Source organism: Sphingomonas sp. ID0503, assembly GCF_048565625.1.
Taxonomy (GTDB): domain Bacteria; phylum Pseudomonadota; class Alphaproteobacteria; order Sphingomonadales; family Sphingomonadaceae; genus JBLZUR01.
This window is the reverse complement of sequence record NZ_JBLZUR010000002.1, coordinates 2,711,462-2,737,849: the sequence shown is the minus strand read 5'-3', so window position 1 is coordinate 2,737,849 and position 26,388 is coordinate 2,711,462. Positions and strand designations below refer to the sequence as shown.

The following is a 26,388-nucleotide window of genomic DNA, read 5'->3' as shown; positions in this document are numbered from 1 at the left end:
GGGGAGCGGCAGGCCTAGATAGGCTATAACGTATTCGATCGGTTCCAAGGATTTTCCATGCAGATCAGCTTTTCCGCCGCCCGACCCGAGGGCAGCTATGCGCTCGCAATTCCGGTGCGCGGACCCCTGTCGGGTGACTTGGCGACGCCGCTGGTGCGCGCCGCCGCCGCCGCACAGCGCTTCGAGGGCGAGGCGGGTGGCGTCGCCGAGGTCTATGTGCCGGAAGGTGAGGGCGCGCGCCGGCTGATCCTGCTGGGCGTCGGTAGCGATGCGAGCGCGGCGCATTGGGAGAAGCTCGGCGCCTCCGCCATCGCGCGGGTGCTGACCTCGGGCGAGACCCGCCTCGTCATTGACGCGGGCGGTGCGGACGCCGAGGCCGTGGCGGCGATCGCCCATGGCGCATCGCTCCGCGCCTGGCGGCACGACCTCTACCGCACCAAGCTCCCTGAGAAGTCGAAGCCCTCGGTCAGGGAAGTCGTGATCGTCGGCGATGCGGGCGAGGGTTGGGGGAAGGCCGAGGCGCTCGCCAAGGGCGTGTTCTTCGCGCGAAGCCTCGTCACCGAGCCGGCGAACGTCATCTATCCCGAAAGCTTCGTGGACCGTGCGCGTCAGGCGTTCGAGGGCACCGGCGTGAAGATTGAGGTGCTGGACGATCCTGCGATGGAGGCGCTCGGCATGGGCGCGCTGCTCGGCGTGGCGCGCGGCTCGGCGCGGCCCGGCCGGCTGCTCGTCATGCGCTGGGACGGCACCGATGGCGCGGGCGGCGCGCCTGTGGCCCTGGTCGGCAAGGGCGTCACCTTCGACACCGGCGGCATCTCGATCAAGCCCGCTGCCGGCATGGAGGACATGAAGTGGGACATGGGCGGTGCGGCGGCGGTCGCGGGCGCGATGCTCGCAATCGCGGGCCGCAAGGCCAAGGCGCATGTCGTCGGCGTCTGCGGCCTGGTCGAGAACATGCCCTCGGGTAGGGCGCAGCGGCCCGGGGACGTGGTCACTTCGATGTCGGGCCAGACGATCGAGGTTATCAACACCGATGCGGAGGGCCGCCTCGTTCTTTGCGATGCGATGACTTGGGTGCAGCGCAAGTACCAGCCCAAGACCCTGGTCGATCTCGCCACGCTCACCGGCGCGATGATCATCTCGCTGGCCAACGAATATGGCGGCATCTTCTCGAACTCGGACGATCTCGCGGGCAAGCTGACGGCAGCGGGCACGGCGGTCGGCGAACCGCTCTGGCGCTTCCCGTTGGGCGAAGCCTACGACAAGATGATCGACTCGCCGATCGCCGACATGAAGAATGTCGGCCCGCGCGGTGGCGGATCGATCACCGCCGCGCAGTTCCTAAAGCGTTTCGTGGAGGAGGGCGTCGACTGGGCGCATCTCGACATCGCCGGCATGGTCTGGGCGGCGAAGGCCGGCCCGCTCTGGGACAAGGGCGCCACCGGCTACGGCGTCCGCCTCCTCGACCGCTTCATCGCGGACAATTTCGAGGGATGACTTCTCTCTCGCAACGCCGTTCGGGCTGAGCCTGTCGAAGCCCCAGCGCTGGCACTTCGACAAGCTCAGTGCGAACGGCGTAGGGATGGCGTAAGCTCGGCCTATGCAGGTCGACTTCTACCACCTCTCCGGCCCCGCCTTCCCGGTCGTCGCGCGCATCGGAGAGCGGATCCTTGCGGACGGCGGTCGCCTGCTCGTCATCGTCGGCGACGGTGAAGTCGACGCATGTGACGAGGCGCTGTGGACCCACACCCCCGACAGCTTCCTCCCCCACGGCCGCGCCGACCGTCCCGATGCGGCGGCACAGCCCGTCCTGATCGCCACGGACGTCGATCCGGGCAGCGGTGCGTCGGCAGTCGCGATCGCCGACGGCGTGTGGCGCGATTCAGCCCTCGCTTTCACACGCGCTTTCCACCTGTTCGACGAAAGCAACATTGTCGCCGCCCGCGCTGCATGGAAGGATCTTGCCGGCCGCGAAGGGGTCGAGCGGCGCTACTGGCGACAGGAGGGCGGCAAGTGGAAGCAGGTGGCGTGATCGCGATCCGCGAAGATGACCTGTCCGGCGAGCCGACGCGCGATCTCCTCGCCCTCCACCTGCGCGGCATGCAGGCCAACTCGCCGGCGGAAAGCGTCTTCGCCCTCGATCTTTCCGGCCTGCAGCAGCCGGGCATCACCGTCTGGACCGCCTGGATCGGGGGCGACGTTGCGGGTGTCGGCGCGATGAAGCGGCTGGGCGACGGCACGGCCGAGATCAAGTCGATGCGCACCCACCCCGACCACCTCCGCAAGGGCGTGGGTCGCGCCATCCTCCTCCACATCATCGATCAGGCGCGTGCCGAGGGCATCACCCGCCTCAGCCTGGAGACGGGCAGCGGAGCGGCCTTCGATCCCGCGCTCGCCCTCTACCGCCATAATGGCTTCGCGAACGGCTCCGCCTTCGGCGACTACACCGCCTCCGACTTCAACCAGTTCCTCCACCGCGACCTGTAGGGGCAACGCTTTCATAACCGCGTGCGGGTTATGGGTGTGGGATGAGCTTCGTCGGCCCGATCGTCCCCGACGCGCTTGCGGGCGCAGATAGGTGGCAATGCGCGACCTTGCAGCAGTTCGCATGGGCGGAGCGACATGTGGTGCGGGCGCTCTCTCAGTCAGGATTGAAAGTTTCCGCCGGAACACCCCTCGGCGGCAAGATCACGGCCCTGCTTACCGCTCTTTCCGCAGACCCGTCGCGTGCGCCGGCTGTGGCGTTGCTTGCGGAGTATGGTGGGTTCAAGCCGCTCAGAGACCGGCTCTGTCACGGCCTCGTCAAGGTCTTCGCTGCGCGCGATGGTGACTGGGTGATCCGGCTTATGCTTCCGACCGAAACTGAAGCTGATGCCCTTCTTCTGGGAAGGCAGGTCGCTGAAGCGCAAAGGCGGCGGGTTCAGAGCTGGGCCAGTAAGCTCGGATCAGCCCTCGATCGTATCAGCTTCACGCACGATTGAACCTCCGCCTTGCGCGGGCGCGCGCCTCCGGCTAGGGGCGCGCCAACTTCCACCCGCACTATAACGGAGACCGCTCGGCCATGGCGACCGAACGCACCTTTTCCATCATCAAGCCCGACGCGACCCGCCGCAACCTGACCGGCGCGGTCACCAAGATGCTCGAAGACGCCGGCCTCCGTGTCGTGGCCTCCAAGCGCCTCCACCTGACCAAGGATCAGGCCGAGGGCTTCTACGCCGTCCACAAGGAGCGGCCGTTCTTCAACGACCTCGTCAGCTTCATGATTTCCGGCCCGGTGGTCGTGCAGGTCCTGGAAGGCGAGAACGCCGTCGCCAAGAACCGCGAAGTGATGGGCGCCACCAACCCGGCCAATGCCGACGAGGGCACCATCCGCAAGGTCCACGCCGAGTCGATTGAGGCGAACAGCGTCCACGGTTCGGACAGCGCCGAGAACGCGGCGATCGAGATCGCGTATTTCTTCAAGCCGGAAGAAATCGTCGGCTGATTGCCGGGGGTGGCAGCGTGCCGCCCTTAGCATATTCTCCGTTCGTCCTGAGTAGGCATTGAGCCTGTCGAAATGCCGTATCGAAGGATGCTTCGATACGCGTCTTCGACAGAGCCTGTCCTGAGCGCCTGCCTTGGCAGGCAGTCGAAGGGCTCAGCCGCTACTCAGCACGAACGGTGACCTACTTGGCTGGACTGCTCATCCGCCGCGCCCACAGCGCTTCCGCCCGTTCCACCCCTGCACCGCGCGCCACCAGCGACACGCCGCGCAGCGCGACGTGGCTGCCGCCGAAGAACCCGCCTTCGCGCACCGCATAGCCGATGTCGTAGATCGCTCGATCCGTCGACGGCTTGTCGCCCTCGATCAGCTGCGTCTCGACCAGCACCGCCAGCCGTTCGTCGCCCTTGGTCTCGTCCGGCTTGCCCGCCTGTTCCCGCGCGTTCCTGAGAGCACGGTCGAACCAGGCCGCCTCGATCCGTGGGTCGCCGGTGGTCTCCACCGGATCGACGCCGAGTGCCTTGGGGAAGGTGATGATCTGGCTCTGGATCACCTGCGCCTCGCGCAAGGGCGCGAGGGACAGCTGCTCGCCATTGCTCGCTGCCGCCGCGCGCAGGGTAAGCGGGGCGAGCGGGGCGGGCGCCTTGTCCGCCGCCCGCTCGACCGCTGCATCCTCATGCTCGCGGTAGCTCAGCCACAGGCCAGCCCCCGAGATCAGCACGGCGGAGACCGCCACCGCCTCACCGAGCGTGATCCAGCGCAGGGGCACGCGCCGCTTCCTTCCCGCCGGATCGCTCATCCTCGTTCCCTCAGCAGCTTTGCCGGCGCGACCCGCTCCCAGCTTTGTTCGATCTTCGCCGCCATGTGATCCCAGTCGATCCCGCCGACGTCGGTGCGCATCCCGATCCACCCGCGTGAAGCGAGGTAAGCGGGGCGGAAATACAGGTCGGCGTCCTGCTCGATCAGCATCGCCTGCTCCTCGGCATCCGCCTTCACCGCGACCGCCGTTTCGATCCCCGGATTATGCGCGTTGCGCAGGAACCAGCAGAAGACCTTACCCTTCTCGATGAAGAAGGTCGGCATACCGTGCGACACCTTCTCCGCCGCCTTCGGCATGGCCATCGCGAGCTTGCGTACCCGCTCCAGCTGCGCCTCCGGCTTCATCGCGTGACGAGGTCCGCCAGCGCCCTGGGGTAGAGCCGGTGTTCCTCCACCAGCACCCGCGCCGCCAGCGTCTCGGGCGTGTCGCCGGGCACGACCGGCACCTCGGCCTGGGCGATGATCTCGCCGTCGTCCAGCTCCTCGGTGACGAGATGGACGCTCGCGCCATGCCGCGTCTCGCCGGCCGCGATCGCGCGGGAATGGGTGTCGAGGCCCTTATAGGCGGGCAGCAGCGACGGGTGGATGTTGATCATCCGGCCTCTCCAGCGCGCCACGAACTCGGGCGACAGCAGCCGCATATAACCCGCCAGCGCGACGAACTCGACCCCGGCGGCGCGAAGCTGCGCATCGACGAGCATGTCGAACTCCGCCCGCTTCATGCCCCTATGCGACTGCGCCCAGGTCGCGATGCCCTCGGCCGCAGCGATGGCGAGACCGGGCGCGTCCGGGTCGTTCGCCGCGACCAGCACCACCTCGTACGGGCAGTCCGCCGACTTCGACCCCGCGACCAGAGCCGCCATGTTCGACCCGCGTCCCGAAATCAGGACGCCGACGCGCGCCCTAGGCATGGCTCGCCGACCAGGCCGAGCGCGCGCTCCACGTCTCGGCCGAACCCCTGACGGTGCACCCGCGCGCGCCGGCCTCGATGCGGCCGATCGCGAAGGCGGTCTCGCCTGCCTCCTCCAGCGCGCGGATGACGTCGTCGGCGACATCCGGCGACACCACCGCCGCCATGCCGATGCCGCAGTTGAAGGTGCGCGCCATCTCCTCCGGCTCGATATGACCCTGCGCCTGCAGGAACGCCATCAGCCGGGGCTGTTCCCAGGCGTCGGCATCCACCACGGCGTGCAGGTGATCGGGCAGCACGCGGGGGATGTTCTCCAGCAGGCCGCCCCCGGTGATATGCGCCAGCGCGTTGATCTTGCCCCCGCGCACCAGCGGCAGCAGCGGCTTCACGTAGATCTTGGTCGGCACCATCAGGGCGTCGATCAGCAGCGCGTCCTGATCGAACAGGGCCGGCCGGTTCAGCTTCCACCCCTTGTCGGCGGCGAGGCGGCGAACCAGCGAGAAGCCGTTGGAATGCACGCCGGAGGAGGCGATGCCCAGGATCACGTCGCCCGCCTTCACCCGGCCGGCATCCAGCACATGATCGCGCTCGACCGCACCAACGCAGAAGCCGGCGAGGTCATAGTCACCCGGCGCATACATGCCCGGCATCTCGGCAGTCTCCCCGCCGATCAGCGCGCAGCCGGCCACGCGGCACCCCTCGGCGATGCCGCTCACCACCCGCTCGGCGACCCCGGCGTCGAGCTTGCCCGTCGCGAAATAGTCGAGGAAGAACAACGGCTCCGCGCCCTGCACGATGATGTCGTTGGCGCACATGGCGACCAGATCGATGCCGACGCCCGAATGCACGTCATGTTCGATCGCCAGCTTCAGCTTGGTGCCGACGCCGTCGTTCGCGGCAACCAGCAGCGGGTCCTTGTACCCGGCGGCGCGCAGATCAAAGAAGCCGCCGAAGCCGCCCAGTTCCGCATCGGCACCGGGGCGGCGGGTCGAGCGGGCGAGCGGGGCGATGGCGCGCACGAGCGCATTGCCCGCATCGATGGAGACCCCGGCCCGGGCATAGGTGTATCGGTTGTCGTCGGACATGCGCGGAGGCCTAGCCATATCGCGCTTGGAATCCCAGCCCCATGCCGCCAAAAGGCGGGCGTGACCCTTGCCGACCGACTGCCCCTGCGCTGGCCCATCGCTCTCGTGGCGGCGCTCTGCCTGGGGGCGCTGGCGGTGGCGCAGATCGAGACGGGCGATCGCGGCGTGCCGCCGATCGACAGTTCGGGAAGCTTGGAGGTGTCCGGCGTCACCGTCGACGTGCGCGGCAAGACGGCCGAACAGGCGCGCCTCGGCGGATGGCGGGAGGCGCAGCGGCGCGGGTGGAAGATGCTTTACGCCCGCACCCACGGCGTGCCCGCGACGGCCGCACCCGCTCTCTCGGACGGTACTCTCGATTCGATCGTCTCGGGCATCATCGTCGAGAACGAGCAGATCGGCTCCACGCGTTACATCGCCACCTTGGGCGTCCAGTTCGATCGCGCGCGGACGGGCGAGATCCTCGGGCTGAAAGGCGGGATGCGCCGGTCACCGCCGATGCTGGTTGTCCCCATCCAGGTCTCCGGCGGCGCGGCGATGGTCTATGAGGGCCGCACCGAGTGGCAGAAGGCCTGGGCCCGCTTCCGCGCGGGCGGCAGCGCGATCGACTATGTGCGTGTGCCTGGGACGGGCGCGGACCCGGTGCTGTTGACCGCCGCGCAGGCCGGGCGGCCGGGGCGCGGCTGGTGGCGCACCATCCTCGACCAATATGGCGCGGCCGACGTGGTGATGCCCAAGGTGGCGCTCACCCGTCTATGGCCCGGCGGGCCGGTGGTCGCGCGCTTCACCGCGCTACACGGGCCGGACGCCAAGGAGGTTGCAAGCTTCACTCTGCGGACCGAGAGCGCGGCGGGCCTGCCGAATATGCTGGACGAGGGCATCCGCCGCATCGACGCCGCCTATGCGCAGGACTTCCTCGGCGGGCGGCTGCGCACCGATGCGGCCCTGGCGGCGGAGGAAGAGGAGGCGCTACCCAGCCTCGACGAGAGCATGATCGAGGACCTGATCGGCACCGAGGGTGGTGCCGCCTACACCATCCAGGTCGATACACCCGACACCGTCTCCGCCAACGCCGCGCTCGCCGCGTTCCGGGGCTTAGCGGGTGTGAAGGGGGCGAGCCTGTCCAGCATCGCGATCGGTGGTGTCTCGCTGCTCTCGGTCACGCTTGACGGCGATCCGGCGTTGATGCGCGCCGGCCTGGCTGCGCGCGGCTGGGCGGTGGAGGGGCAGGGGACGACCTTGCGCATCCGCCGCGCGGCTGTCCCGCCGCCCGCCGCTGCGCCCGTAACCCCGCCGCCTCCGCAACCGGCGGCGCCTGCCCAGCCATGAGCCAGATCGCGCTCCCGCTGGCCTATCCCGCCGATGTGAGCGATGAGGACTTCATCCTTTCCCCCGCCAACCAGGCCGCGATCCATCACCTCGATCACTGGTCGCTCTGGCCTGTCATGGCGACGATCCTGACGGGGCCGCGCAAGTCCGGCCGCAGCCTCCTGGCCCGCCTTTTCGCCAAGAAGGCGCGGGCGGCGATCATCGACGATGCCGAGACGAAGGACGAGGAGGCGATCTTTCACGCCTGGAACGCGGCGCAGGCAGCGCGCCGCCCGCTCCTGATCGTCGCCGACGATCGCCCGCCTGCCTGGACGATCGGGCTCAAGGACCTCGCCTCCCGTCTGGCCGCCACGCCCTCCGTCGCGATCGGCGCACCGGACGATGCGCTAATGCAGGCACTGCTCGAAAAGGCGTTCCTGCACCGGGGTATCGCCGTCCCCGCCGACCTGCCCCGCTGGATCGCCCCGCGCGTGGAGCGCAGCTACGTCTCAATCCACCGCATCGTCGATTTACTCGATCAGGCGATGCTGGCGGAGCGGCGGCGGCTCACCGGGCCGCTGGCGCGGCGCGTGCTGGAGCCGCTGGTGCGGAGCGGAGAGTAGCGCCTCCCCGATCACCACTCCCCAACCGTCGTCATCCCCGCGAAAGCGGGGATCGCTGTCAGCGCAATCCCTCTCTGGTCAGGTTGCGCCCGCTCGACGCGATCCCCGCCTTCGCGGGGATGACGGAAGGGGACGGGGATGATGAGCAAGGCGGGTAGCGGTGGAGAGACGGACCGACCGCCGATGCTGTCATCGACCCGTCACATTCGATCTGTTAGCCTTCCCCAATGGACGAACACGCGACCCTCGGCTCCGACGAACAGGAGATCGGCGCTGCCGACACCCAGCAGATCGCGCCGCGCGAGCGATACTTCAATCGGGAGCTGAGCTGGCTCGCCTTCAACGGCCGCGTGCTGGAGGAGGCGACCAATCCCGCCCATCCCCTACTCGAACGTCTCCGCTTCCTGTCGATCTCCGGCAACAACCTCGACGAGTTCTTCATGGTCCGCGTGGCGGGGCTGAAGGGGCAGCAGCTGCAGGATGTCGATCAGCGTTCGGTTGACGGTCTGACCCCGGTCCAGCAGCTCGCCGCCATCGCCGATCACGCCGGCGTGCTGATGGCGCAGCAGCAGGCTGTGTGGACCGAACTCAGCGACCTCCTCGACAAGGCGGGCGTTCACGTCCTCGAAAACGAGGACATCGGTGAGAATGCGGGCGCCTGGCTGGAGGAGCATTTCCGCGAGCAGATCTTTCCGATCCTGACCCCGCTGGCGCTCGACCCCGCGCACCCGTTCCCCTTCATCCCGAACAAGGGCTTCAGCCTGATCTTCGACCTGAAGCGGATTTCGGATGACGAGCCGATCCGCGAGATCCTGATGATCCCGCCCACCGTGCCGCGCTTCGTCCGCATCCCCGGCAGCGACGCCTGTTACGTCGCGATCGAGACGATCCTGCGCCGGTTCACGCACCTCCTCTTCCCCGGCTATGTCGTGCTCGGCGACGGCGCGTTCCGGATCATCCGCGACAGCGATATCGAGATCGAGGAGGAGGCCGAGGACCTCGTCCGCTACTTCCGCTCCGCCATCAAACGCCGCCGTCGCGGCCGCGTCATCCGGCTGCGGCTGGAAGACACCATGCCCGAGGAACTCGCGCTGATGCTGCGGGAGGAATTCGGAGGGGGCGAGCTGATCATCTCGAACTCCGGCGGCTTCCTCGGCATCGCCGACCTGGATCTGCTGGTGGGCGAGGATCGCCCCGACCTGAAGTTCCCGCCCTTCACCCCTCGCTTTCCCGAGCGCGTGCGCGAGCATGACGGCGACTGCTTCGCCGCGATCAAGGCCAAGGACATCGTCGTCCACCACCCTTATGAAAGCTTCGAGGTGGTGATCGCCTTCCTGAAGCAGGCGGCGCAGGACCCCGACGTCGTCGCGATCAAGCAGACGCTCTACCGCGCCGGCAAGCAGTCGGCGATCATCCGCGCGCTGATCGACGCGGCCGAAGCCGGCAAGTCGGTGACGGCGGTGGTGGAACTCAAAGCCCGCTTCGACGAGGAGCAGAATCTGATGTGGGCGAGCCAGCTGGAGCGCGCCGGCGTCCAGGTGGTCTACGGCTTCATCGACTGGAAGACGCATGCCAAGGTGTCGATGGTCGTCCGGAACGAGCCGGACGGCTTCCGCACCTACTGTCACTTCGGGACGGGAAACTACCACCCGATCACGGCGCGCATCTATACCGACATCAGCTTCTTCACCGCCGATCCCGACATCGCGCGCGATGCGGCCCAGATCTTCAACTACATCACCGGCTATGTCGAGCCGAACGAGCTCGCGAAGATCACCATCTCCCCCCACGGCATGCGCGACAAGCTGGCCGACCTGATCGACCGCGAGATCGATTTCGTGCGCGACGGCAAGCCCGGCGCGATCTGGGTGAAGCTCAACTCGCTGGTCGATCCCGCCATCATCGAGAAGCTGTATCGCGCCTCGGCGGCCGGCGTGCAGATCGACCTGATCATCCGCGGCATCTGCTGTCTGCGCCCCGGCGTGCCGGGCCTGTCGGACAACATCCGGGTGCGATCGGTGGTCGGCCGCTTCCTCGAACACAGCCGCATCATGTGCTTCGGCAATGGTGCCGCGCTGCCGAACAAGCAGGCGAAGGTGTTCATCTCCTCCGCCGACTGGATGCCGCGCAATTTCGACCGCCGCGTCGAATATCTGCTGCCGGTCGAGAACCCCACCGTCCATGCTCAGGTGCTGGATCAGGTGATGGTCGCCAATCTGATCGACACCGAACAGAGCTGGTCGCTGGATGCCGACGGCAACTACCAGCGTATCCACACCACGGACGGAAAGCCGTTCAACCTCCACCGCTACTTCATGACCAACCCCTCGCTTTCCGGCCGGGGTGCGGCCACCCAGCACAGCGCCAAGGTGCCGAAGCTCAGTCTGCGACGCGGGGCTTGATGATTCTGGAATCCTCCCCTGGAAGGGGAGGGGGACCGCCGAAGGCGGTGGAGGGGTAGGTGCCGCAAATGCCGCCGTGTTGATTGCTGCACCTACCCCTCCACCAGCCTACGGCTGGTCCCCCTCCCCGAGCTTCGCTCAGGGAGGATGACATGACGACACCACTGGCGTCCCCGCCTGCAACCCGTTACCGCCCCCCCTCGTGAGCCTGCGAATCCCGCTTCTGCGTGCCGCCGCCAATCCCGAGGGCGATCGCATGGCGATCATCGACATCGGGTCCAACTCCATCCGTCTCGTCGTCTATCAGGGCACCGGCCGCGCGCCGCTGATCCTTTTCAACGAGAAGGTCATGGCCGGTCTCGGCCGTGGCATGGCGGAGACCGGACGGCTGGATCCGGAGGCGGTGCTCCGCGCCGAGTCCGCGCTCACCCGCTTCCACGCGATCCTGATCGACATGGGCGTCGCCCGCGTCCGCACCGTCGCCACCGCCGCCGCGCGCGATGCCGCCAACGGGCAGGAGTTCCTCGATCGCGTCGCTCGCATCGGCCTGGAGGTCGAATTGCTCTCCGGCGAGCAGGAGGCGCAGATGGCGGCGCTCGGCACTTTCGCCGGCATTCCCGACGCGGACGGCATCGTCGGGGACTTGGGCGGCGGCAGCCTCGAACTCGTCCGCGTCTCCAAGGGCCAAGTGCGCGACCGTGTATCCTTCCCGCTCGGCGTACTGCGCATCGCCGCCATTCGCGCAAAGGGACGCGGCGCACTCACCCGTCGCCTGACCAACCTCATGGCGAGGAGCGGCTGGGGAAAGCCGGACAAGGGCCTGCCGCTATACCTCGTCGGCGGCTCCTGGCGCGCGGTGGCGCGGTTCCACATGTACCAGGCGGACTGGCCGTTGCCGATCGTCCACCAGTACACCATGCCGGCCGGTGCCGCGCAGACGCTGGTCCGCACGCTCTCGCATCTCGATCCTAAGAAGCTGCGCGAGGTGCCGGGCATCTCCTCCACCCGCGCCGCGAACCTGCTCGACGCAGCCTCGCTGCTCTCCGCGCTGGTCGGCCGCCTGCAATCCTCCGAACTGATCGTGTCCAGCTACGGCGTGCGCGAGGGGCTGCTCTACGATCTCCTCTCGCCCGAGGTGCGCGCCACAGATCCGCTGATCTGCGCCGCCCGAGAAGAGGGCGCGCGGCAGGGGCGGTTTCCGGAGCACGGCGATCTCGTCGCCGACTGGATCGCGCCCATGTTCACCGCCGAGGGGCCGGCCGACGCCCGCCTCCGCCATGCCGTCGCGCTTCTCGCCGATGTGGGTTGGCGCGCGCATCCCGACCTTCGCGCGGAGCGGGGGCTCGACATTGCGTTGCGCGGCAATTGGGTCGGCGTGGATGCGCGCGGCCGGGCAATGATGGGCCATGCTCTCTGGGTCAGCTTCGGCGGCACCGGGGTCGATCCGATCGTCGTGCGGCTCTGCACCCCTGCCGATCTCGCCCAGGCCGAGCGCTGGGGCAATGCTCTGCGCGTCGCTCAGCGCCTGTCCGGCGGCTCCGCCCCGACGCTGCAGGCGAGCGCGGTCGTCGTCCAAGGCGACACCCTCGAACTCCGCCTCCAGCCCGATCACGCCACCCTGTACGGCGAGGTCGTGGAACGCCGCCATAAGCGCCTCGCTCAGTCGCTCGGGCTGCGGGCGCGTTGCGTGACGGTGTGACAACAATCCTCCCCCGCAAGGGGGAGGTGGCGCCGTAGGCGTCGGAGGGGGAGGGCGGCGATGCCTTGAGGCCTTCCAATCCTCCCCTCCGTCAGGCGATGCCTGCCTGCCTCTGGCGGGGGAGGATTGCTGTCCGTTACGTTTCCCGTTGAGCCGCCCCCCGTCTTGTCCCAAGCTGGCAACGGAGGCGCCGTGGCTCAGAGTACACCCGAATACGAGGCTGACCGCGCGCGCGATCGCCGCGAACGTAGGCTCGCTGACTACCGCCGCGAACGCCTGCTCGCCGCGATGGTCCTGCTGCTCGGTGCCGCCGTCTGCATCGCCGCACCCTTCGCGCTGCGGGCCGGGGCGGAGTTCTTCCTGCCCGTCACCGCCGCGCTGGTCATCTCGATCGCCCTCGTTCCCGGTCTCGAATGGCTGGAACGGCGTGGGCTGCCTTCACCGCTCGCCGCCCTGATCTGCGTCGTTGTCTTCTTGCTGGTCATCAACGCCGCGGTCGCCGCGATCATCGTGCCCGCGACCGAATGGGTCAGCTTGCTGCCCAAGCGGCTCGGCCGCGTGCGCGAGACGCTCGACCCGATCCTGCGGATGTACCGCGATCTTCAGCACTTCATTGACGACACCATGGCCTCGATCGCGCGGCGCGACGCGCTCCACCGCCGCACGGTGACGGTGGAAACGCCGAACTCGCTGCTCGACATCGTCACCGCCTCGGCCCCCGCCGCGCTGATCCAGATGTTGTTCGGCCTGCTCGTCATCTTCTTCTTCCTGTCCGGCTGGTCGCGCCTGCGTCGCGCAGCGATCACCGCGCGAGGGAGCTTCTTCTCCGCGATGGCGACGGCGCGTGTGATTCAGGAGGTGGTGGACGACACCTCCGCCTATCTCAGCACCATCACCTTCGTGAACATCGCCCTCGGCCTCTCCGTCGCCTGCGCGCTTTGGGCGTTCGGTATGCCGAGCCCGTTCATGTGGGGCGGCCTCGTGACCATCCTCAACTACATCCCCTATCTCGGGCCGATCGGCGCGGCGGCGCTGCTGGGGTTGGGCGGGCTGATGACCTATCGCGACGTCTGGACCGCGATCGTGCCCCCGGCGATGTTCGTCGTCATCCACCTGATCGAGGCGAACATCATTACGCCCTCGCTGGTCGGGCGGCGGCTGACGATCAACCCGCTGCTGATCCTCGTGGCCTTGAGTTTCTGGGGCTGGGTCTGGGGCACGACGGGCGCGCTCCTCGCCGTGCCGCTGCTCATCATCATGAAGACGGTGATCGACGCGGCCGGCAAGCCCGATATCGCCGGCTTCCTCTTCGGGCGGGGGACGCTGTTCGCCGATGGCCTGGACGTGGATGGGGAAAGTTCCGACGAGCCGTAATCCCCGTGTTGACAGGCTCCGGACCGTCCCTTAACTGCGCGGCCTCACGCTTCCCAAGCGGGTGTAGCTCAGTTGGTTAGAGCGCCGGCCTGTCACGCCGGAGGTCGCGGGTTCGAGCCCCGTCACTCGCGCCATTCCTTTCACGTCTAAGGTGAAAGTCGAAGGCAAGGGCGAAACTCGTATAGTAACCACATCATCCTCCGCCGCCAGGGGGAGGTGTCGCTACAAGCGACGGAGGGGGAGGACGGCGGTGCCTTCCGCTATTGGACGCGTCGCTTCCTCCCCCTCCGTCCGGCTGCGCCTGCCACCTCCCCCTGGCGGGGGAGGATGAAGTTATCCGCGCACATACGCGCTGAGCGGCGTCTCGGGACGCGCGCCGAAATGGCTGATGATCTCCGCCGCCGCCAGCGCCGCGATCTCACCGCACTCGCGCGGGGACTTGCCGTTGACCAGACCGTAGAGGAAGCCGGCAGCGTAGAGATCGCCCGCCCCCGTCGTGTCCACCACCCGCGCGACCGGTGCCGCCGCCACGTCCACCGTCTCACCGCCGGACAGGATACGCGAACCCTTCGCACCCAGAGTAATCGCCGCAGTCTTCACCAGCGGCTTCAGCTTCTCGATCGCGGCATCCACATCGTCGGTCTCGAACAGCGCGCAGATCTCGGCGTCATTGCCGAACAGGATGTCGACATGATGCTCGACCAGTTCCAGGAACTCCTGGCGATAGCGCGCCACGCAGAACAGGTCCGACAGCGATAGCGCTACCTGCTGGCCCGCATCCCGCGCGATCTTGGCGGCCTTGCGGAACGCCTCTTTGGCGGCGGGCGGATCGAAGAGGTAGCCCTCGAGATAGGTGACCTTGGCCGACGCGATCAGATCGGCATCCACGTCCTCCGGCGTCAGGTTCACGCAGGCGCCGAGATAGGTGTTCATCGTCCGCTGCCCGTCGCCCGACACGAAGATCAGGCAGCGCGCGGTGGCGGGGCCGTCGGTGGCGGCGGGCGTGTCGAAGCGGATGCCCGCCGACACCATGTCGTGGCGATAGGCGTCGCCCAGCTCGTCATCGCGAACCTTGCCGATATAGGCCGCGCTACCGCCCAGCGAGGCGATCCCGGCGATGGTGTTGCCCGCCGACCCGCCGGACACCCGCACCGTCGGTCCGGACAGCCTGTAGAGCCGCTCCGCCGTCTCCTCATCGATCAGGGCCATGCTGCCCAGCGCCATGCCCTGTTCGGCGATGAAGGCGTCGTCGACATGGCTCAGCACGTTGATGATGGCGTTCCCGATGCCGACCACGTCAACCATTCGTCACTCCTGAAAAAGAAGGGCGGCCGAAGCACGTCAGCCCGGCCGCCCTGAATGTCATACCCGCTTGGGCAGGATCAGTACCGGTAGTGATCCGGCTTGAACGGACCTTCCGGCGTCACGCCGATATAGCTCGCCTGTTTGTGGGTCAGCTTGGTCAGCTTCACGCCGAGCTTTTCGAGGTGCAGCGCCGCGACCTTCTCGTCGAGGTGCTTCGGCAGCACATAGACCTGGTTGGCGTACTGCTCGCCCTTGGTCCACAATTCGATCTGCGCCAGCGTCTGGTTGGTGAAGCTGGCCGACATCACGAAGGACGGGTGGCCGGTGGCGCAGCCGAGGTTCACCAGGCGGCCCTTGGCGAGCACGATGATCTGCTTGCCATCGGGGAACTTCACCAGGTCGGTGCCCGGCTTCACCTCGTTCCACTCGTAGTTCGACAGGGCTGCGATCTGGATCTCGCTGTCGAAATGGCCGATGTTGCAGACGATCGACATCGGCTTCATCGCCTTCATGTGATCGGCGGTGATGACGTCGGCATTGCCCGTCGCGGTGACGAAGATGTCGGCGCGCTCGACCGCCTCTTCCATCGTCACGACCTCGAAGCCTTCCATCGCCGCCTGCAGCGCGCAGATCGGATCGACCTCGGTCACCATCACGCGCGCGCCGCCGTTGCGGAGCGACTGGGCCGAGCCCTTGCCGACATCGCCGAAGCCGGCGACGCAGGCGACCTTGCCGGCCAGCATTACGTCGGTCGCGCGGCGGATCGCGTCGACGAGGCTCTCCTTGCAGCCGTAGAGGTTGTCGAACTTCGACTTGGTGACGCTGTCGTTGACGTTGATCGCCGGGAAGGGAAGCTCGCCCTTCTTGGCGATCTCGTACAGGCGGTGGACGCCGGTGGTGGTCTCTTCCGACACGCCCTTCAGGTTCTTGACCGTCTGGGTCAGGTAGCCCGGATACTTGGCGACGAACGCCTTCAGCGCGCGCTGGAACTCGACTTCCTCGTCATTCTCCGGCTCGCCGAGCGAACCGCCGGCCTCCAGCTTCGCGCCGACCAGCGCGAACATGGTCGCGTCGCCGCCGTCGTCCAGGATGATGTTGGCGGTGGTGCCGTCGGTGTCCGCGCCCCAGTTGAAGATGTCGCCGACATAGTCCCAGTAATCGGCCAGGCTCTCGCCCTTCACCGCGAACACCGGCACGCCCGTCGCGGCGATCGCGGCGGCGGCATGGTCCTGCGTCGAGAAGATGTTGCACGTCGCCCAGCGGACGTCGGCGCCGAGCGCGGTCAGCGTCTCGATCAGCACGGCGGTCTGGATCGTCATGTGCAGCGATCCGGTGATCCGCGCCCCCTTCAGCGGCTGGGATGCGCCGAACTCGCTGCGCAGCGCCATCAGGCCCGGCATCTCGGTCTCGGCGATGCGGATCTCGGCGCGGCCGAAGTCCGCGAGGCCGATATCGGCGACGACATAGTCTTTCTTTTCGATTGCGGCGGTGGCCATCATATCAATCCTTATCTTGGTCGGGGTGAGGGGCGCTCAGAGCGCCGCCTTCAGGTCTTCGATCAGGTCGGTGCGCTCCCAGGGGAAGAAGTCGCCCTCGGGCTTGCGGCCGAAATGGCCATAGGCGGCGGTCCGCTGGTAGATCGGCTTGTTGAGGCCGAGATGGGTGCGGATGCCGCGCGGGGTGAGGCCACCCAGCTTCTCGATCTTGCCGATCGCCGCCTCGATCGCGTCGTCGCCGACGGTGCCGGTGCCGTGCGTGTCGACATAGAGCGACAGCGGCTTCGCCACGCCGATCGCGTAGGACAGCTGGATCGTCACGCGCTGGGCGAGACCGGCGGCGACGATGTTCTTTGCGAGATAGCGGGTGATGTAGGCGGCCGAACGGTCGACCTTGGTCGGGTCCTTGCCGCTGAACGCGCCGCCGCCATGCGGGGAGGCACCACCGTAGGTGTCGACGATGATCTTGCGGCCGGTCAGGCCCGCATCGCCGTCAGGACCGCCGATCTCGAAGCTGCCGGTCGGGTTGATGTGGTAGACGGTCTCGTCGCTGAGCAGTTCGGCCGGGATCACGTCGGCGACCACCGACTTCACATAGGCGTGGAGTTCGGCCTCCTTGCTCCCCTGGTCATAGCCCTTGCCGTGCTGGGTCGAGACGACGATCGCGGTCGCGGCGACCGGGGTGCTGCCCTCATAGCGGAGCGTCACCTGGCTCTTGGCGTCCGGCTCCAGAAAGGGTGCCTTGCCGCTGTGGCGGTCGGCGGCCATCTGCTCCAGGATCTTGTGGCTGTAATAGAGCGTCGCAGGCATCAGGTCCGGCGTGTCGTTCGCCGCATAGCCGAACATGATGCCCTGGTCGCCCGCGCCCTCGTCCTTGTTGCCGCTGGCGTCCACCCCCTGCGCGATATGCGCGGACTGCGCGTGCAGGTTGTTCTCGAAGCGGAAGGTCTTCCAGTGGAAACCGTCCTGCTCGTAACCGATGCGCTTCACCGTCTCGCGCACGGTCTTCTCGATCTCGTCCTGAGCGCCGGGCGCCCATTCGCCGTTCTCGTACACGCCCTTGCACCGGATCTCGCCCGCCAGCACGACCAGCTGCGTCGTCGTCATCGTCTCGCAGGCGATCCGCGCCTCCGGGTCCTTCGACAGGAACAGGTCGACGATCGCGTCCGAGATCTGGTCCGCAACCTTGTCGGGATGCCCCTCCGACACCGACTCAGAGGTGAAGAGGTAGGAAGCTCTGCTCATTCGGTCTTTTCCGCTCGTGATGTGACAGGTCGAAGGCGCGGGGCGTGCCCGATCCGGCCGGCACATATAAAGACGGCGTTATATAAAGGAAACAGCAAACCCGATTGTTGATCGAGGCGTAGCAGCAGGTTCAAAGTCAATCCTCCCCCGCAATGGGGAGGTGGCAGGCGGAGCCTGACGGAGGGGGACGGCGGCGGTGCGGCTGGACGGATCGGACGACGCACGGTCGGCAGCTGGCCGGTTGAGGCGGGCGATGACCCCGCCGGAGATCGCGCTGTGGCTGGCGCTGCGTCGGAACGCACATGGCCTGCGGTTCCGGCGGCAGCATCCGGCCGGGCGCTATGTGCTCGATTTCTACTGTGCGAAGGCGATGCTGGCGGTCGAGGTCGATGGCGAGGCGCATTCGCGTGGGGATCGGCCGGAGCGGGACGAGGCGCGGGATGCTTGGCTGGCGGCTCGCGGGGTGTTGGTGGTTCGGTATACTGCGACCGACGTGTTGGCGAACCTCGACGGCGTTGTTCGGCACATCTTGGAGGTGGCTTCGGCGCGAAAGGATGGAGCGGGCCGCTGACCTCCCCCTCCGTCACCTTCGGTGCCACCTCCCCCTGGCGGGGGAGGATGGAGGCAGTCTGATCCTCCCCCGCCAGGGGGAGGTGGCAGGCGTAGCCTGACGGATGGGGAGGGCGGCGGCGCGGTTCGTAGTTCGGAAAACGGTGGGTAAGGATCAGGCCGCTCGCCAACCTCCCCCTCCGTCGCTTGTCGGCGACACCTCCCCCTGGCGGGGGAGGATTATCGAGACCTACTCCGCCGCGAGCGCCTGCACCGGCTCCTTATACACCAGCACCGGCTTTCGCGCGGCCAGCGTCTCGTCTAGCCGCCGCCTTGGCGCGTGGATCGGGGCCGCCTTCAGCGCCGCGTCACCCGCCTTCGCCCGTTCCGCCACCGATCGCAACGCGCCGATGAACTGATCGAGCGCGGCCTTGCTTTCGGTCTCGGTCGGTTCGACCAGCATCGCGCCGTGGACGACCAGCGGGAAGTACATGGTCATCGGGTGGAAGCCCTCGTCGATCAGGCCCTTGGCGATGTCGAGCGTGGTGAAGCCCTGGGCGAGGCCGTCGTCCGAGAACAGCGCCTCGTGCATGCACGGCCCGCTCTCGCCGAAAGGTGCGTCGAGCACGTCCTCCAAGGATCGCAGGACATAATTCGCGTTGAGCACCGCATCCTCCGCCACCTGACGCAAGCCGTCCGCGCCGTGGCTGAGGATGTAGGTGAGCGCGCGGGTGAACATGCCCATCTGCCCGTGGAAGGCGACCATCCGGCCGAAGGTGCCGGCGTGATGCTCGCCCGCCGTCTCCTCCTCGACCAGGCGGAAGCTGTCGCCGTCCTTCTCGATGAAGGGCAAGGGCGCGTAGGGGGCGAGCGCCGCCGACAGCACCACCGGCCCTGATCCCGGCCCGCCGCCGCCATGCGGGGTGGAGAAGGTCTTGTGCAGGTTGATGTGCATGGCATCGACACCGAGGTCGCCCGGCCGCACCCGGCCGACGATCGCGTTGAAGTTCGCGCCGTCGCAATAGACCAGAGCGCCCGCCGCATGGACCGCGTCGGCGATCGTCTTCATGTCGCGTTCGAACAGGCCGCAGGTGTTGGGGTTGGTGATCATCACCGCCGCCACATCAGGACCAAGCCGCGCCTTCAGCGCCTCCAGGCCGACCCGGCCCTCGGGCGTCGCGGGAATATCCTCGACCTTGTAGCCGCAAAAGGCCGCTGTCGCCGGGTTGGTGCCATGCGCGCTCTCCGGCACCAGCACCACCGAGCGCGCATCACCCCGCGCCTCCAGCGCGGCACGGATCGCCAGCAGGCCGCAGAGTTCGCCATGCGCGCCGGCCTTGGGGCTCATCGCCACCGCGCTCATGCCGGTCAGCGTGATCAGCCAATGGGCGAGCTGGTGCACCACCTCCAGCGCGCCCTGCACCGTCGACTGCGGCGCGAGCGGGTGGATGTCGGCAAAGCCGGGCAGCCGCGCCATCCGCTCGTTGAGGCGCGGATTGTGCTTCATCGTGCAGGAACCGAGCGGGAACAGCCCCAGGTCGATGGCGTAGTTCTGACGCGAAAGCCGCGTGTAATGCCGCACCGCCTCCGGCTCGGTCAGACCGGGCAGGTTGATGGGTTTGGTTCTGAGCAGCTCCTCCCTGAGCTTGCTCGGGGAGGGGGATCGTCCGGAGGACGGTGGAGCGGTATCGCGAAGCGACGGCTGCGCCGCCCCTCCACCACCGCCTTCGGCGGCGGTCCCCCTCCCCGAGCTGCGCTCAGGGAGGATGAAGTCCTCGAAGTCCACGCCAGTCCGCCCGTAATCCTCACGCTCGAAGATCAGCGGCTCTTCCAGCATCAGCGCGCGATTGCCCGTGAACGTCGCCGCCTGATCGCTACCCGCCGCACCCATCTCCGGCTTCCATCCGCTCGCGTTGATGCTCATGCCAGTTCCTCCCGGAGCGCGGAGGCAAGGGTCTCGACGTCCTCTTCGGTGGTGGTTTCGGTGACGGCAACGACGAGGCCGCCCGACAGATCATCCGCGTCGGGATAGAGCCGCCCCAGCGAGACGCCGGCGAGGATGCCCTTGTCGGCAAGGTTGCGCACCACCGTCCGCGCGTCGCCCGCCAGCTTCAGCGTGAACTCGTTGAAGAAGGTATCGTTGACCAGCTCGACGCCCGGCACGGCCGCAAGCACATCCGCTGCCGCTGACGCCTTGTCATGGTTGATTTCCGCCAAAGTCCGCAGCCCCGTCTCGCCCAGCAACGTCATGTGCATGGAGAAGGCGAGGGCGCAGAGGCCCGAGTTCGTGCAGATGTTCGACGTCGCCTTCTCGCGCCGGATATGCTGCTCGCGGGTGGAGAGCGTCAGCACGAAGCCGCGCTTTCCCTCCGCATCCACCGTCTCGCCGCAGAGTCGCCCCGGCATCTGGCGGACGTACTTCTCGCTGCACCCGAACAGGCCGACATAAGGCCCGCCGAACTGCAGGCCCACGCCGATCGACTGCCCCTCGCCGACGACGATGTCCGCGCCCATCTCGCCCGGCGATCGGACGAGGCCCAGCGACACCGGCTCGGTCACCACCGCGATCAGCAGCGCGCCCTTGGCATGCGCCGCCGCCGCAAGCTCCGACAGGTCGGCGACATGGCCGAGGATGTTCGGGTTCTGCACGACGACGCAGCTCGTGTCCGCGTCGATGGCGTCGAGCAGGCGCGCCATGTCGCCACCCGGTGCGCCGCCGGTCAACGTGGGCAGCGCATAATCCAGCACGTCACCCGTGAACTTCGCCATCGTCTTCGCGACCGACACGTAATGCGGGTGCAGCCCCGCCGACAGCACCGCCTTGCCGCGCTTGGTGATCCGCCGCGCCATCCCGATCGCCTCCCAGCAGGCGGTCGACCCGTCGTACATCGACGCGTTGGCGACATCGGTGCCGAGCAGGCGGGCCACCTGCGTCTGGAATTCGAACAGGAACTGCAGCGTCCCCTGCGCGATCTCCGGCTGATAGGGCGTGTAGGCGGTCAGGAACTCGCCGCGCTGGATCAGGTGATCGACGGACGCCGGTACATGATGCCGATAAGCCCCGCAGCCGAGGAAGAACGGCGCATCCCCTGCCGCCAGATTCTTGCGCGCCAGCGCCGACATATGCCGCTCGACCGCCAGCTCCGACGCATGGGGTGCGAGGCCCGCGATCGGGCCGGACAGCCGCGCCGCCTCCGGCACATCCACGAACAAATCGTCGATCGACGATGCGCCGATCGTGGCGAGCATCGCCGAACGGTCGGCATCGGAAAGGGGCAAATAGCGCATCGTCAATCCTCGACTGTCACCCTGTCCGTCACGCCAGCGAAGGCTGGCATCGCATCGACGTGAAGGGCGCGCCTAACAACACAGCGGCCCCAGCCTTCGCTGGGGCGACGACATCAGAGAGTGTCCACGAACGCCTTGTAGCCGTCCGCATCCATCAGGCCGTCGAGCTCGGACGGATCGGACAGCTCCAGCCGGAAGAACCAGCCCTCGCGCTCGGGCGAGGTGTTGATCAGCGCCGGATCGCCCTCCAGCTCGCCATTCGCCTCGGTTACCGTGCCGGACACCGGCGCGTAGACGTCGGACGCCGCCTTAACGCTCTCGACCACCGCGGCTTCCTTGCCCTTCTCGACGGCGGTGCCGGCGGGCGGCACTTCGGCGAAGACGATGTCGCCCAATTGCGCCTGCGCATAGTCCGTAATGCCGACGGTGGCGGTCGATCCCTCGACCGAGATCCATTCATGGTCCTTGGTGAAATAGACGGTCATTTGGCGGCTCCGCGACGATGGTAGTTGTGGGGGACGAAGGGCATGGCGGAGACCGTGGCGGGCAGTCGCCGGCCCCTCACCTCGATCTCGACCGCCGTGCCCGGCTCGGCGAAATTGGTGGCGATCCAACCGGCGGCGATCGGCGCGCCCAGCGTCGGCGCAAAGCCGCCGGAGGTCAGCGTCCCGATCTGCAGATCGCCGGAAAAGACATGCGCCCCCTCCCGCGCCGGGGCCTTGCCGTCGATGCGGAAACCGACCCAGCGGGCGGGCGCACCCATCTGCAACTCCTTCAGCACGCGGGCCGCGCCCATGAAGCCGCCTTCTTCGCGTCGCCGCTTGGGGATTGCGAAGGTCAGGCCCGCGCCCACCGGCGTCACCCGCGTGTCGAGGTCGTGCCCGTAAAGCGGCAGCCCCGCCTCCAGCCGCAGCGAATCCCGCGCGCCAAGGCCGATCGGCTTCACCTCGGGGAGGGCGGCCAGCGCATCGGCAAAGGCCTCGGCGATCTCCGCATCCAGGCTGATCTCGAACCCGTCCTCGCCGGTATAGCCCGACCGGCTGACCCAGATGTCGTGGCCCTCCCAGCGAAACGGCCCGCATTCCATGAAGAACAGCCCCGCCGTCTCGGGCACCAGCCGCGCCAGCGCCACGCCCGCCTCCGGCCCCTGCAGGGCGAGCAGCGCGTGATCCTCCATGAAGTTCATCACCACGTCGTCGGGCAGATGCTCGCGAAGATGGGCGATGTCGTCCCACTTCGTCGCGCCGTTCACGACCATGTAGAAGTCGCCGCCATGCTCCTCGCCCCGGTGGCTGATCATCAAATCGTCCAGCACGCCGCCTTCCTCGTCAAGGAGCAGCGAATACTTCTGCCGATACGGCTTGATGCCCTTGATGTTACCGGGCAGCAGCGCCTCCAGCGCGCCCGCGACATCGACGTCTGGCGTCTCGCCCGAAAAGGCGAGCTGCCCCATATGGCTGACGTCGAACAGCCCGGCATGGCTGCGCGTCCAATTATGTTCGGCGATGATGCCCTCATACTGGATCGGCATCGAATAGCCTGCGAACGGCACCATCCGCGCGCCGCGATCCCGGTGCCACGTATCGAGCGGCAGCGGCTGGGGCGGTTCCTGCGGGCCTTGGTCGTCGGTCTCGCTCACGATGATCTCCAGTGACATTGGACAGCGAACGGCGCGGCCCGAATGGCCCAACGCATCGCTGCCCCCTCTGTCACGGAACCTGAGAGCTTTCCCCCGGATCGTGGTCCGGGGTTACCCCTTCGGTGAGGCGAGCCTGAAAGGCCCCCTGCTTTCCAGAGCGTCGTTACGAATGCCCGCGCGGTCCTTGTGACCTGAGAGATTCCGGGGCGGTTGCTCCTTCGGCGGCAGGCAAGCCCACCTTCTCCCGCGCGGCCACCGGGGTTGCCCCCGACGACGAGCGGACGGTGGCCGAGGGGTTGATTCGTGTCAACGGAGGGCGGCTTCTCCAACGCCGTTTTCTGCGACGCCGTTCGCCCTGAGCCTGTCGAAGGGCCAGCGCCGGGCCGCCTCACTGGCGCTTCGACAGGCTCGGCGCGAACGGAAGTGAGGGACGTTCCGAGGACGGAGAAGCCTACTTCGACCCGTCCATAACCACCATCGTGCCCGTCGAGCCGGCACCCTTCGGCGCGAAGGTAAACCGCACGGTGTCGTCACCCTTGGTCAGCGTCAGCCCGTCCGGGCTTTTTACCGTCACCGCAAACCCGTGCTCCGCCGCCTGCTTCAGATAATAGTCCATCAGCGCCGCCGGCCCGGCGGTCGGATCGGCGAACTGCATCGTCACGCTGCCCTTCTCGTCCTCGCCCGCCTGCACGTTGATGCCGCCGATCTTGGTGCCCTCGTGCAGCGTCAGGCCGTTGATATCCATGGCGGCGTTGATGTCGCCGAAGGACGGCACCTGCACGCTCGCCTTGAACCCCGGCACATCCATCGCGAAGGTGCCGTTGCCGGGCACGTCCGGATCGGGCTTGCCGCAGGCGGCGAGCGCTAAGGGGAGGAGCAGCAAAGCAGTGTGGCGCATTCGATCTCTCCACAGGTTGCCTCCCGCCCGCACCGCTTCGGGCGTGGGGACTAATCACGCCCAGCGATCGCGCCGGTGCGGGCGGTCGGCGAGAGCATCCTTTCACAGGTGTCTTGTATAAGCAATACACCATTGCCATATTCGCCGGATAAGGAGTGCTTCCGTGCTGAACATCGTGTCGTTGGGTTTTGGTGTCGTATCGCTGCTGATGGCGCTGGTCGCCTTCCTGCCGTTCCTCGGCTGGGCGAACTGGCTGATCCTGCCGCTTCCTCTCGCCGGCGTCGCCATCGGCATCGTATCGAGCCGGAACGAGGGCCGGAACCTGAACCTCGTGGTGCTGGCGATCGCGGTGGTTCGCCTGGCGATCAGCCCGGTGATCTGAAAAACGTGACCCTCAATCCTCCCCCGCCAGGGGGAGGTGGCGCCAAAGGCGACGGAGGGGGAGGGCGGCGGTGTCCGCTGAATTCCACGTTGTGGCCGTCCTCCCCCTCCGTCAGGCTACGCCTGCCACCTCCCCCTGGCGGGGGAGGATGTTCCGCCCCCTACCCCCCACCCCACATTTGTTCTATCTCACCCCCCGCATGCTGACCGGGCTCTCCATCCGCGACGTGGTGATCATCGAGGCGCTCGATCTCGATTTCACCCCCGGCCTCGGCGCGCTGACGGGAGAGACGGGGGCGGGAAAGTCGATCCTCCTCGACAGCCTCGGCCTCGCGCTCGGCCAAAGGGCGGATAGCGGTCTCGTTCGCCACGGGGCCGAGCGGGCGATGGTCACCGCTACCTTCGATCTCGTGCCGGCCGCCACGGCCTACCTCGCCGACAGCGACATCACAGTCGATCCGGGCGAGCCGATCATCGTCAAGCGCATCCTCCGCGCCGACGGCGGTAGCCGCGCGACCGTCAACGATCAGCCCGCATCGGTGGCCCTGCTGCGTGAACTCGGGACGATGCTGGTCGAGATCCACGGCCAGCACGACGATCGCGGCCTCATCAACCCGCGCGGTCACCGCGCCCTGCTCGACGCCTTCGCCCGCGCCGACACCGCCGCCGTGACCCGCGCCCATCGCGACTGGCGCTCGGCCGCCGAGGCGCTGGAGACGGCACAGGCAGAGCTGGAAACGGCGGAGCGCGACCGCGAATGGCTGGAACACGCCGTCGCCGAACTCACCGGCTTCGGCGCGGAACCCGGTGAGGAGGAGACCCTCGCCGAAGAGCGCACCACCATGCAGCGCGGGGCCAAGCTCGGTCAGGATCTCGCCGACATCAAGACGCTGCTCGACGGCCCTGACGGCGCGCTCCCCGCCCTGCGTCAGGCGACCCGCCGCCTCGAACGCCTGTCCGACGATCACGAGGCGCTCGCCGCCACGTTGACCGCGCTCGATCGCGCCCTGATCGAGGCCTCGGAAGGGGAGGACCATCTCGCCCGCGCCGCGCAGGCGATGGCCTATGATCCCGATCGGCTGGAGCGTGTCGAGACCCGCCTGTTCGATCTCCGCGCGCTCGCCCGCAAGCACCGCGTCCAGCCCGACGAACTGCCTGCCCTGACCGAGGAGCTCTCCGCCCGACTGTCGCGCATCGAGGCAGGCGGGGAGGGGATCGCCGCGTTCGAAAAGGCGCTCGCCGAGACCGCCCGCGCCTATACCGAGGCCGCCGACGCGCTGACCGCCACCCGCTGCGAAGCCGCCCTGCGTCTCGACGCTGCCGTCATGGCCGAACTCGCCCCCTTGAAGCTCGACGCCGCCCGCTTCCGCACCGCCGTCGAGCCGCTGCCGGAAAGCCAATGGGGACCACATGGTCGCGACCGTGTGGAATTCGAGGTGTCGACCAACCCCGGCGCGCCTTTCGGGCCTCTGGTCAAGATCGCCAGCGGCGGCGAATTGTCGCGCTTCATCCTCGCGCTCAAGGTGGCGCTCGCCGAAGAGGGCGGGGCGGCGACGATGATCTTCGACGAGATCGATCGTGGCGTCGGCGGCGCGGTGGCGAGCGCGATCGGCGACCGCCTCGCGCGCCTCGCACGCAAGGCCCAACTCCTCGTCGTCACCCACAGCCCGCAGGTGGCGGCGCGAGCCGACCGGCAATGGCTGATCGCCAAGAGCAGCGACGGTCAGGTCAGTCGCACCGGCGTCCGCCCGCTCGACGCGGGCGAACGGCGCGAGGAGATCGCCCGTATGCTTTCAGGCGCGGAGGTGACGGACGAGGCACGCGCCCAGGCCGCACGCCTTCTCGCCGGCGGCTGATCCGCGTGGAACTTTCCTGGCCGCCAAGCTATT

General features: G+C 67.8%; 23 protein-coding genes, 1 tRNA gene, 1 pseudogene and 2 riboswitches. Of the genes and pseudogenes, 14 read left to right on the top strand and 11 right to left on the bottom strand.

Annotation, left to right across the window (positions count from 1 at the left end):
• Positions 1-57: 57 nt before the first annotated feature.
• The 5 genes from ACM608_RS14400 to ndk all read left to right on the top strand — a co-directional run bounded on the left by ACM608_RS14400 (position 58) and on the right by ndk (position 3,484).
• Positions 58-1,497: a leucyl aminopeptidase gene (locus ACM608_RS14400; protein WP_419684069.1), complete on the top strand. Its 1,440-nt coding sequence runs from the start codon at positions 58-60 to the stop codon at positions 1,495-1,497.
• A gap of 103 nt (positions 1,498-1,600) precedes the next feature.
• The gene (locus ACM608_RS14395; protein ID WP_419684068.1) at positions 1,601-2,032 is read left to right on the top strand and encodes a DNA polymerase III subunit chi; all 432 of its coding nucleotides are present in this window, start codon (positions 1,601-1,603) and stop codon (positions 2,030-2,032) included.
• The gene (locus tag ACM608_RS14390; protein ID WP_419685224.1) at positions 2,029-2,487 is read left to right on the top strand and encodes a GNAT family N-acetyltransferase; all 459 of its coding nucleotides are present in this window, start codon (positions 2,029-2,031) and stop codon (positions 2,485-2,487) included. The genes ACM608_RS14395 and ACM608_RS14390 overlap by 4 nt, the downstream gene beginning before the upstream one ends.
• A gap of 41 nt (positions 2,488-2,528) precedes the next feature.
• Positions 2,529-2,981, top strand: coding sequence for a hypothetical protein (locus tag ACM608_RS14385; protein ID WP_419684067.1), 453 nt, complete (start codon positions 2,529-2,531; stop codon positions 2,979-2,981).
• 80 nt (positions 2,982-3,061) lie between these two features.
• Positions 3,062-3,484: a nucleoside-diphosphate kinase gene (gene ndk, locus ACM608_RS14380; RefSeq protein ID WP_419684065.1), complete on the top strand. Its 423-nt coding sequence runs from the start codon at positions 3,062-3,064 to the stop codon at positions 3,482-3,484.
• A 181-nt stretch (positions 3,485-3,665) separates the two neighbouring features.
• On the opposite strand, the gene ACM608_RS14375 is transcribed toward ndk, so the two are convergent.
• The 3 genes and pseudogenes from ACM608_RS14375 to purM all read right to left on the bottom strand — a co-directional run bounded on the left by ACM608_RS14375 (position 3,666) and on the right by purM (position 6,295).
• Positions 3,666-4,280 carry a hypothetical protein gene (locus ACM608_RS14375; protein WP_419684064.1) on the bottom strand — a complete coding sequence of 205 codons (615 nt, stop codon included), beginning with the start codon at positions 4,278-4,280 and terminating at the stop codon, positions 3,666-3,668.
• Positions 4,277-5,211: pseudogene (purN, locus tag ACM608_RS14370) on the bottom strand (phosphoribosylglycinamide formyltransferase). The gene ACM608_RS14375 and the pseudogene purN overlap by 4 nt, the downstream one beginning before the upstream one ends.
• A complete protein-coding gene (gene purM, locus ACM608_RS14365; RefSeq protein ID WP_419684062.1) occupies positions 5,204-6,295 on the bottom strand; it encodes a phosphoribosylformylglycinamidine cyclo-ligase in 1,092 nt (363 codons plus the stop codon). The pseudogene purN and the gene purM overlap by 8 nt, the downstream one beginning before the upstream one ends.
• Before the next feature lie 60 nt (positions 6,296-6,355).
• On the opposite strand from purM, the gene ACM608_RS14360 reads away from it, so the two are divergent.
• The 6 genes from ACM608_RS14360 to ACM608_RS14335 all read left to right on the top strand — a co-directional run bounded on the left by ACM608_RS14360 (position 6,356) and on the right by ACM608_RS14335 (position 13,832).
• A complete protein-coding gene (locus tag ACM608_RS14360; protein WP_419684061.1) occupies positions 6,356-7,621 on the top strand; it encodes a heavy-metal-associated domain-containing protein in 1,266 nt (421 codons plus the stop codon).
• Positions 7,618-8,223, top strand: a complete 606-nt coding sequence (locus tag ACM608_RS14355) for an HdaA/DnaA family protein (protein WP_419684059.1) — start codon at positions 7,618-7,620, stop codon at positions 8,221-8,223. The genes ACM608_RS14360 and ACM608_RS14355 overlap by 4 nt, the downstream gene beginning before the upstream one ends.
• A gap of 227 nt (positions 8,224-8,450) precedes the next feature.
• Positions 8,451-10,625 carry an RNA degradosome polyphosphate kinase gene (locus tag ACM608_RS14350; RefSeq protein ID WP_419684058.1) on the top strand — a complete coding sequence of 725 codons (2,175 nt, stop codon included), beginning with the start codon at positions 8,451-8,453 and terminating at the stop codon, positions 10,623-10,625.
• Between the two features lie 202 nt (positions 10,626-10,827).
• The gene (locus ACM608_RS14345) at positions 10,828-12,324 is read left to right on the top strand and encodes a Ppx/GppA family phosphatase (protein WP_419684057.1); all 1,497 of its coding nucleotides are present in this window, start codon (positions 10,828-10,830) and stop codon (positions 12,322-12,324) included.
• A gap of 288 nt (positions 12,325-12,612) precedes the next feature.
• On the top strand, positions 12,613-13,698 hold the full coding sequence (locus ACM608_RS14340) for an AI-2E family transporter (RefSeq protein WP_419685223.1): 1,086 nt from the start codon (positions 12,613-12,615) through the stop codon (positions 13,696-13,698).
• A gap of 57 nt (positions 13,699-13,755) precedes the next feature.
• A tRNA-Asp gene (locus ACM608_RS14335) sits at positions 13,756-13,832 on the top strand.
• Between the two features lie 199 nt (positions 13,833-14,031).
• Here the strand turns inward: ACM608_RS14335 and ACM608_RS14330 are convergent.
• The 3 genes from ACM608_RS14330 to metK all read right to left on the bottom strand — a co-directional run bounded on the left by ACM608_RS14330 (position 14,032) and on the right by metK (position 17,744).
• A complete protein-coding gene (locus tag ACM608_RS14330; protein ID WP_419684056.1) occupies positions 14,032-15,003 on the bottom strand; it encodes an adenosine kinase in 972 nt (323 codons plus the stop codon).
• Positions 15,004-15,080: 77 nt separating this feature from the next.
• Complete coding sequence (gene ahcY / locus ACM608_RS14325; protein ID WP_419684055.1) at positions 15,081-16,499, bottom strand: adenosylhomocysteinase; 1,419 nt, start codon at positions 16,497-16,499, stop codon at positions 15,081-15,083.
• A gap of 36 nt (positions 16,500-16,535) precedes the next feature.
• Positions 16,536-17,744: a methionine adenosyltransferase gene (gene metK / locus ACM608_RS14320; RefSeq protein ID WP_419684054.1), complete on the bottom strand. Its 1,209-nt coding sequence runs from the start codon at positions 17,742-17,744 to the stop codon at positions 16,536-16,538.
• Positions 17,745-17,997: 253 nt separating this feature from the next.
• Between metK and ACM608_RS14315 the strand changes: the two genes are divergently transcribed.
• On the top strand, positions 17,998-18,315 hold the full coding sequence (locus ACM608_RS14315) for an endonuclease domain-containing protein (protein WP_419684053.1): 318 nt from the start codon (positions 17,998-18,000) through the stop codon (positions 18,313-18,315).
• Positions 18,316-18,543: 228 nt separating this feature from the next.
• Here the strand turns inward: ACM608_RS14315 and gcvPB are convergent, their stop codons facing one another.
• From gcvPB to ACM608_RS14290, 5 genes are all read right to left on the bottom strand, one after another.
• Positions 18,544-20,217 (bottom strand): aminomethyl-transferring glycine dehydrogenase subunit GcvPB, encoded by a 1,674-nt coding sequence (gcvPB, locus tag ACM608_RS14310; protein WP_419684052.1) that lies wholly within the window; start codon positions 20,215-20,217, stop codon positions 18,544-18,546.
• On the bottom strand, positions 20,214-21,581 hold the full coding sequence (gene gcvPA, locus ACM608_RS14305; RefSeq protein ID WP_419684051.1) for an aminomethyl-transferring glycine dehydrogenase subunit GcvPA: 1,368 nt from the start codon (positions 21,579-21,581) through the stop codon (positions 20,214-20,216). The genes gcvPB and gcvPA overlap by 4 nt, the downstream gene beginning before the upstream one ends.
• 113 nt (positions 21,582-21,694) lie before the next feature.
• A complete protein-coding gene (gcvH, locus tag ACM608_RS14300) occupies positions 21,695-22,066 on the bottom strand; it encodes a glycine cleavage system protein GcvH (protein ID WP_419684050.1) in 372 nt (123 codons plus the stop codon).
• Positions 22,063-23,220, bottom strand: coding sequence for a glycine cleavage system aminomethyltransferase GcvT (gene gcvT, locus ACM608_RS14295; protein ID WP_419684049.1), 1,158 nt, complete (start codon positions 23,218-23,220; stop codon positions 22,063-22,065). The genes gcvH and gcvT overlap by 4 nt, the downstream gene beginning before the upstream one ends.
• 57 nt (positions 23,221-23,277) lie before the next feature.
• Positions 23,278-23,386: riboswitch (glycine riboswitch) on the bottom strand.
• A gap of 2 nt (positions 23,387-23,388) precedes the next feature.
• Positions 23,389-23,477: riboswitch (glycine riboswitch) on the bottom strand.
• A gap of 194 nt (positions 23,478-23,671) precedes the next feature.
• Positions 23,672-24,118, bottom strand: a complete 447-nt coding sequence (locus ACM608_RS14290; RefSeq protein ID WP_419684048.1) for a hypothetical protein — start codon at positions 24,116-24,118, stop codon at positions 23,672-23,674.
• A 163-nt stretch (positions 24,119-24,281) separates the two neighbouring features.
• Here ACM608_RS14290 and ACM608_RS14285 point away from each other — a divergent pair, with 163 nt between their 5' ends.
• Both ACM608_RS14285 and recN read left to right on the top strand, forming a co-directional pair.
• Entirely contained in the window at positions 24,282-24,500 is a 219-nt protein-coding gene (locus ACM608_RS14285; RefSeq protein WP_419684047.1) for a hypothetical protein, read from the top strand.
• A 199-nt stretch (positions 24,501-24,699) separates the two neighbouring features.
• A complete protein-coding gene (gene recN / locus ACM608_RS14280) occupies positions 24,700-26,355 on the top strand; it encodes a DNA repair protein RecN (RefSeq protein ID WP_419684046.1) in 1,656 nt (551 codons plus the stop codon).
• Positions 26,356-26,388 lie beyond the last annotated feature (33 nt).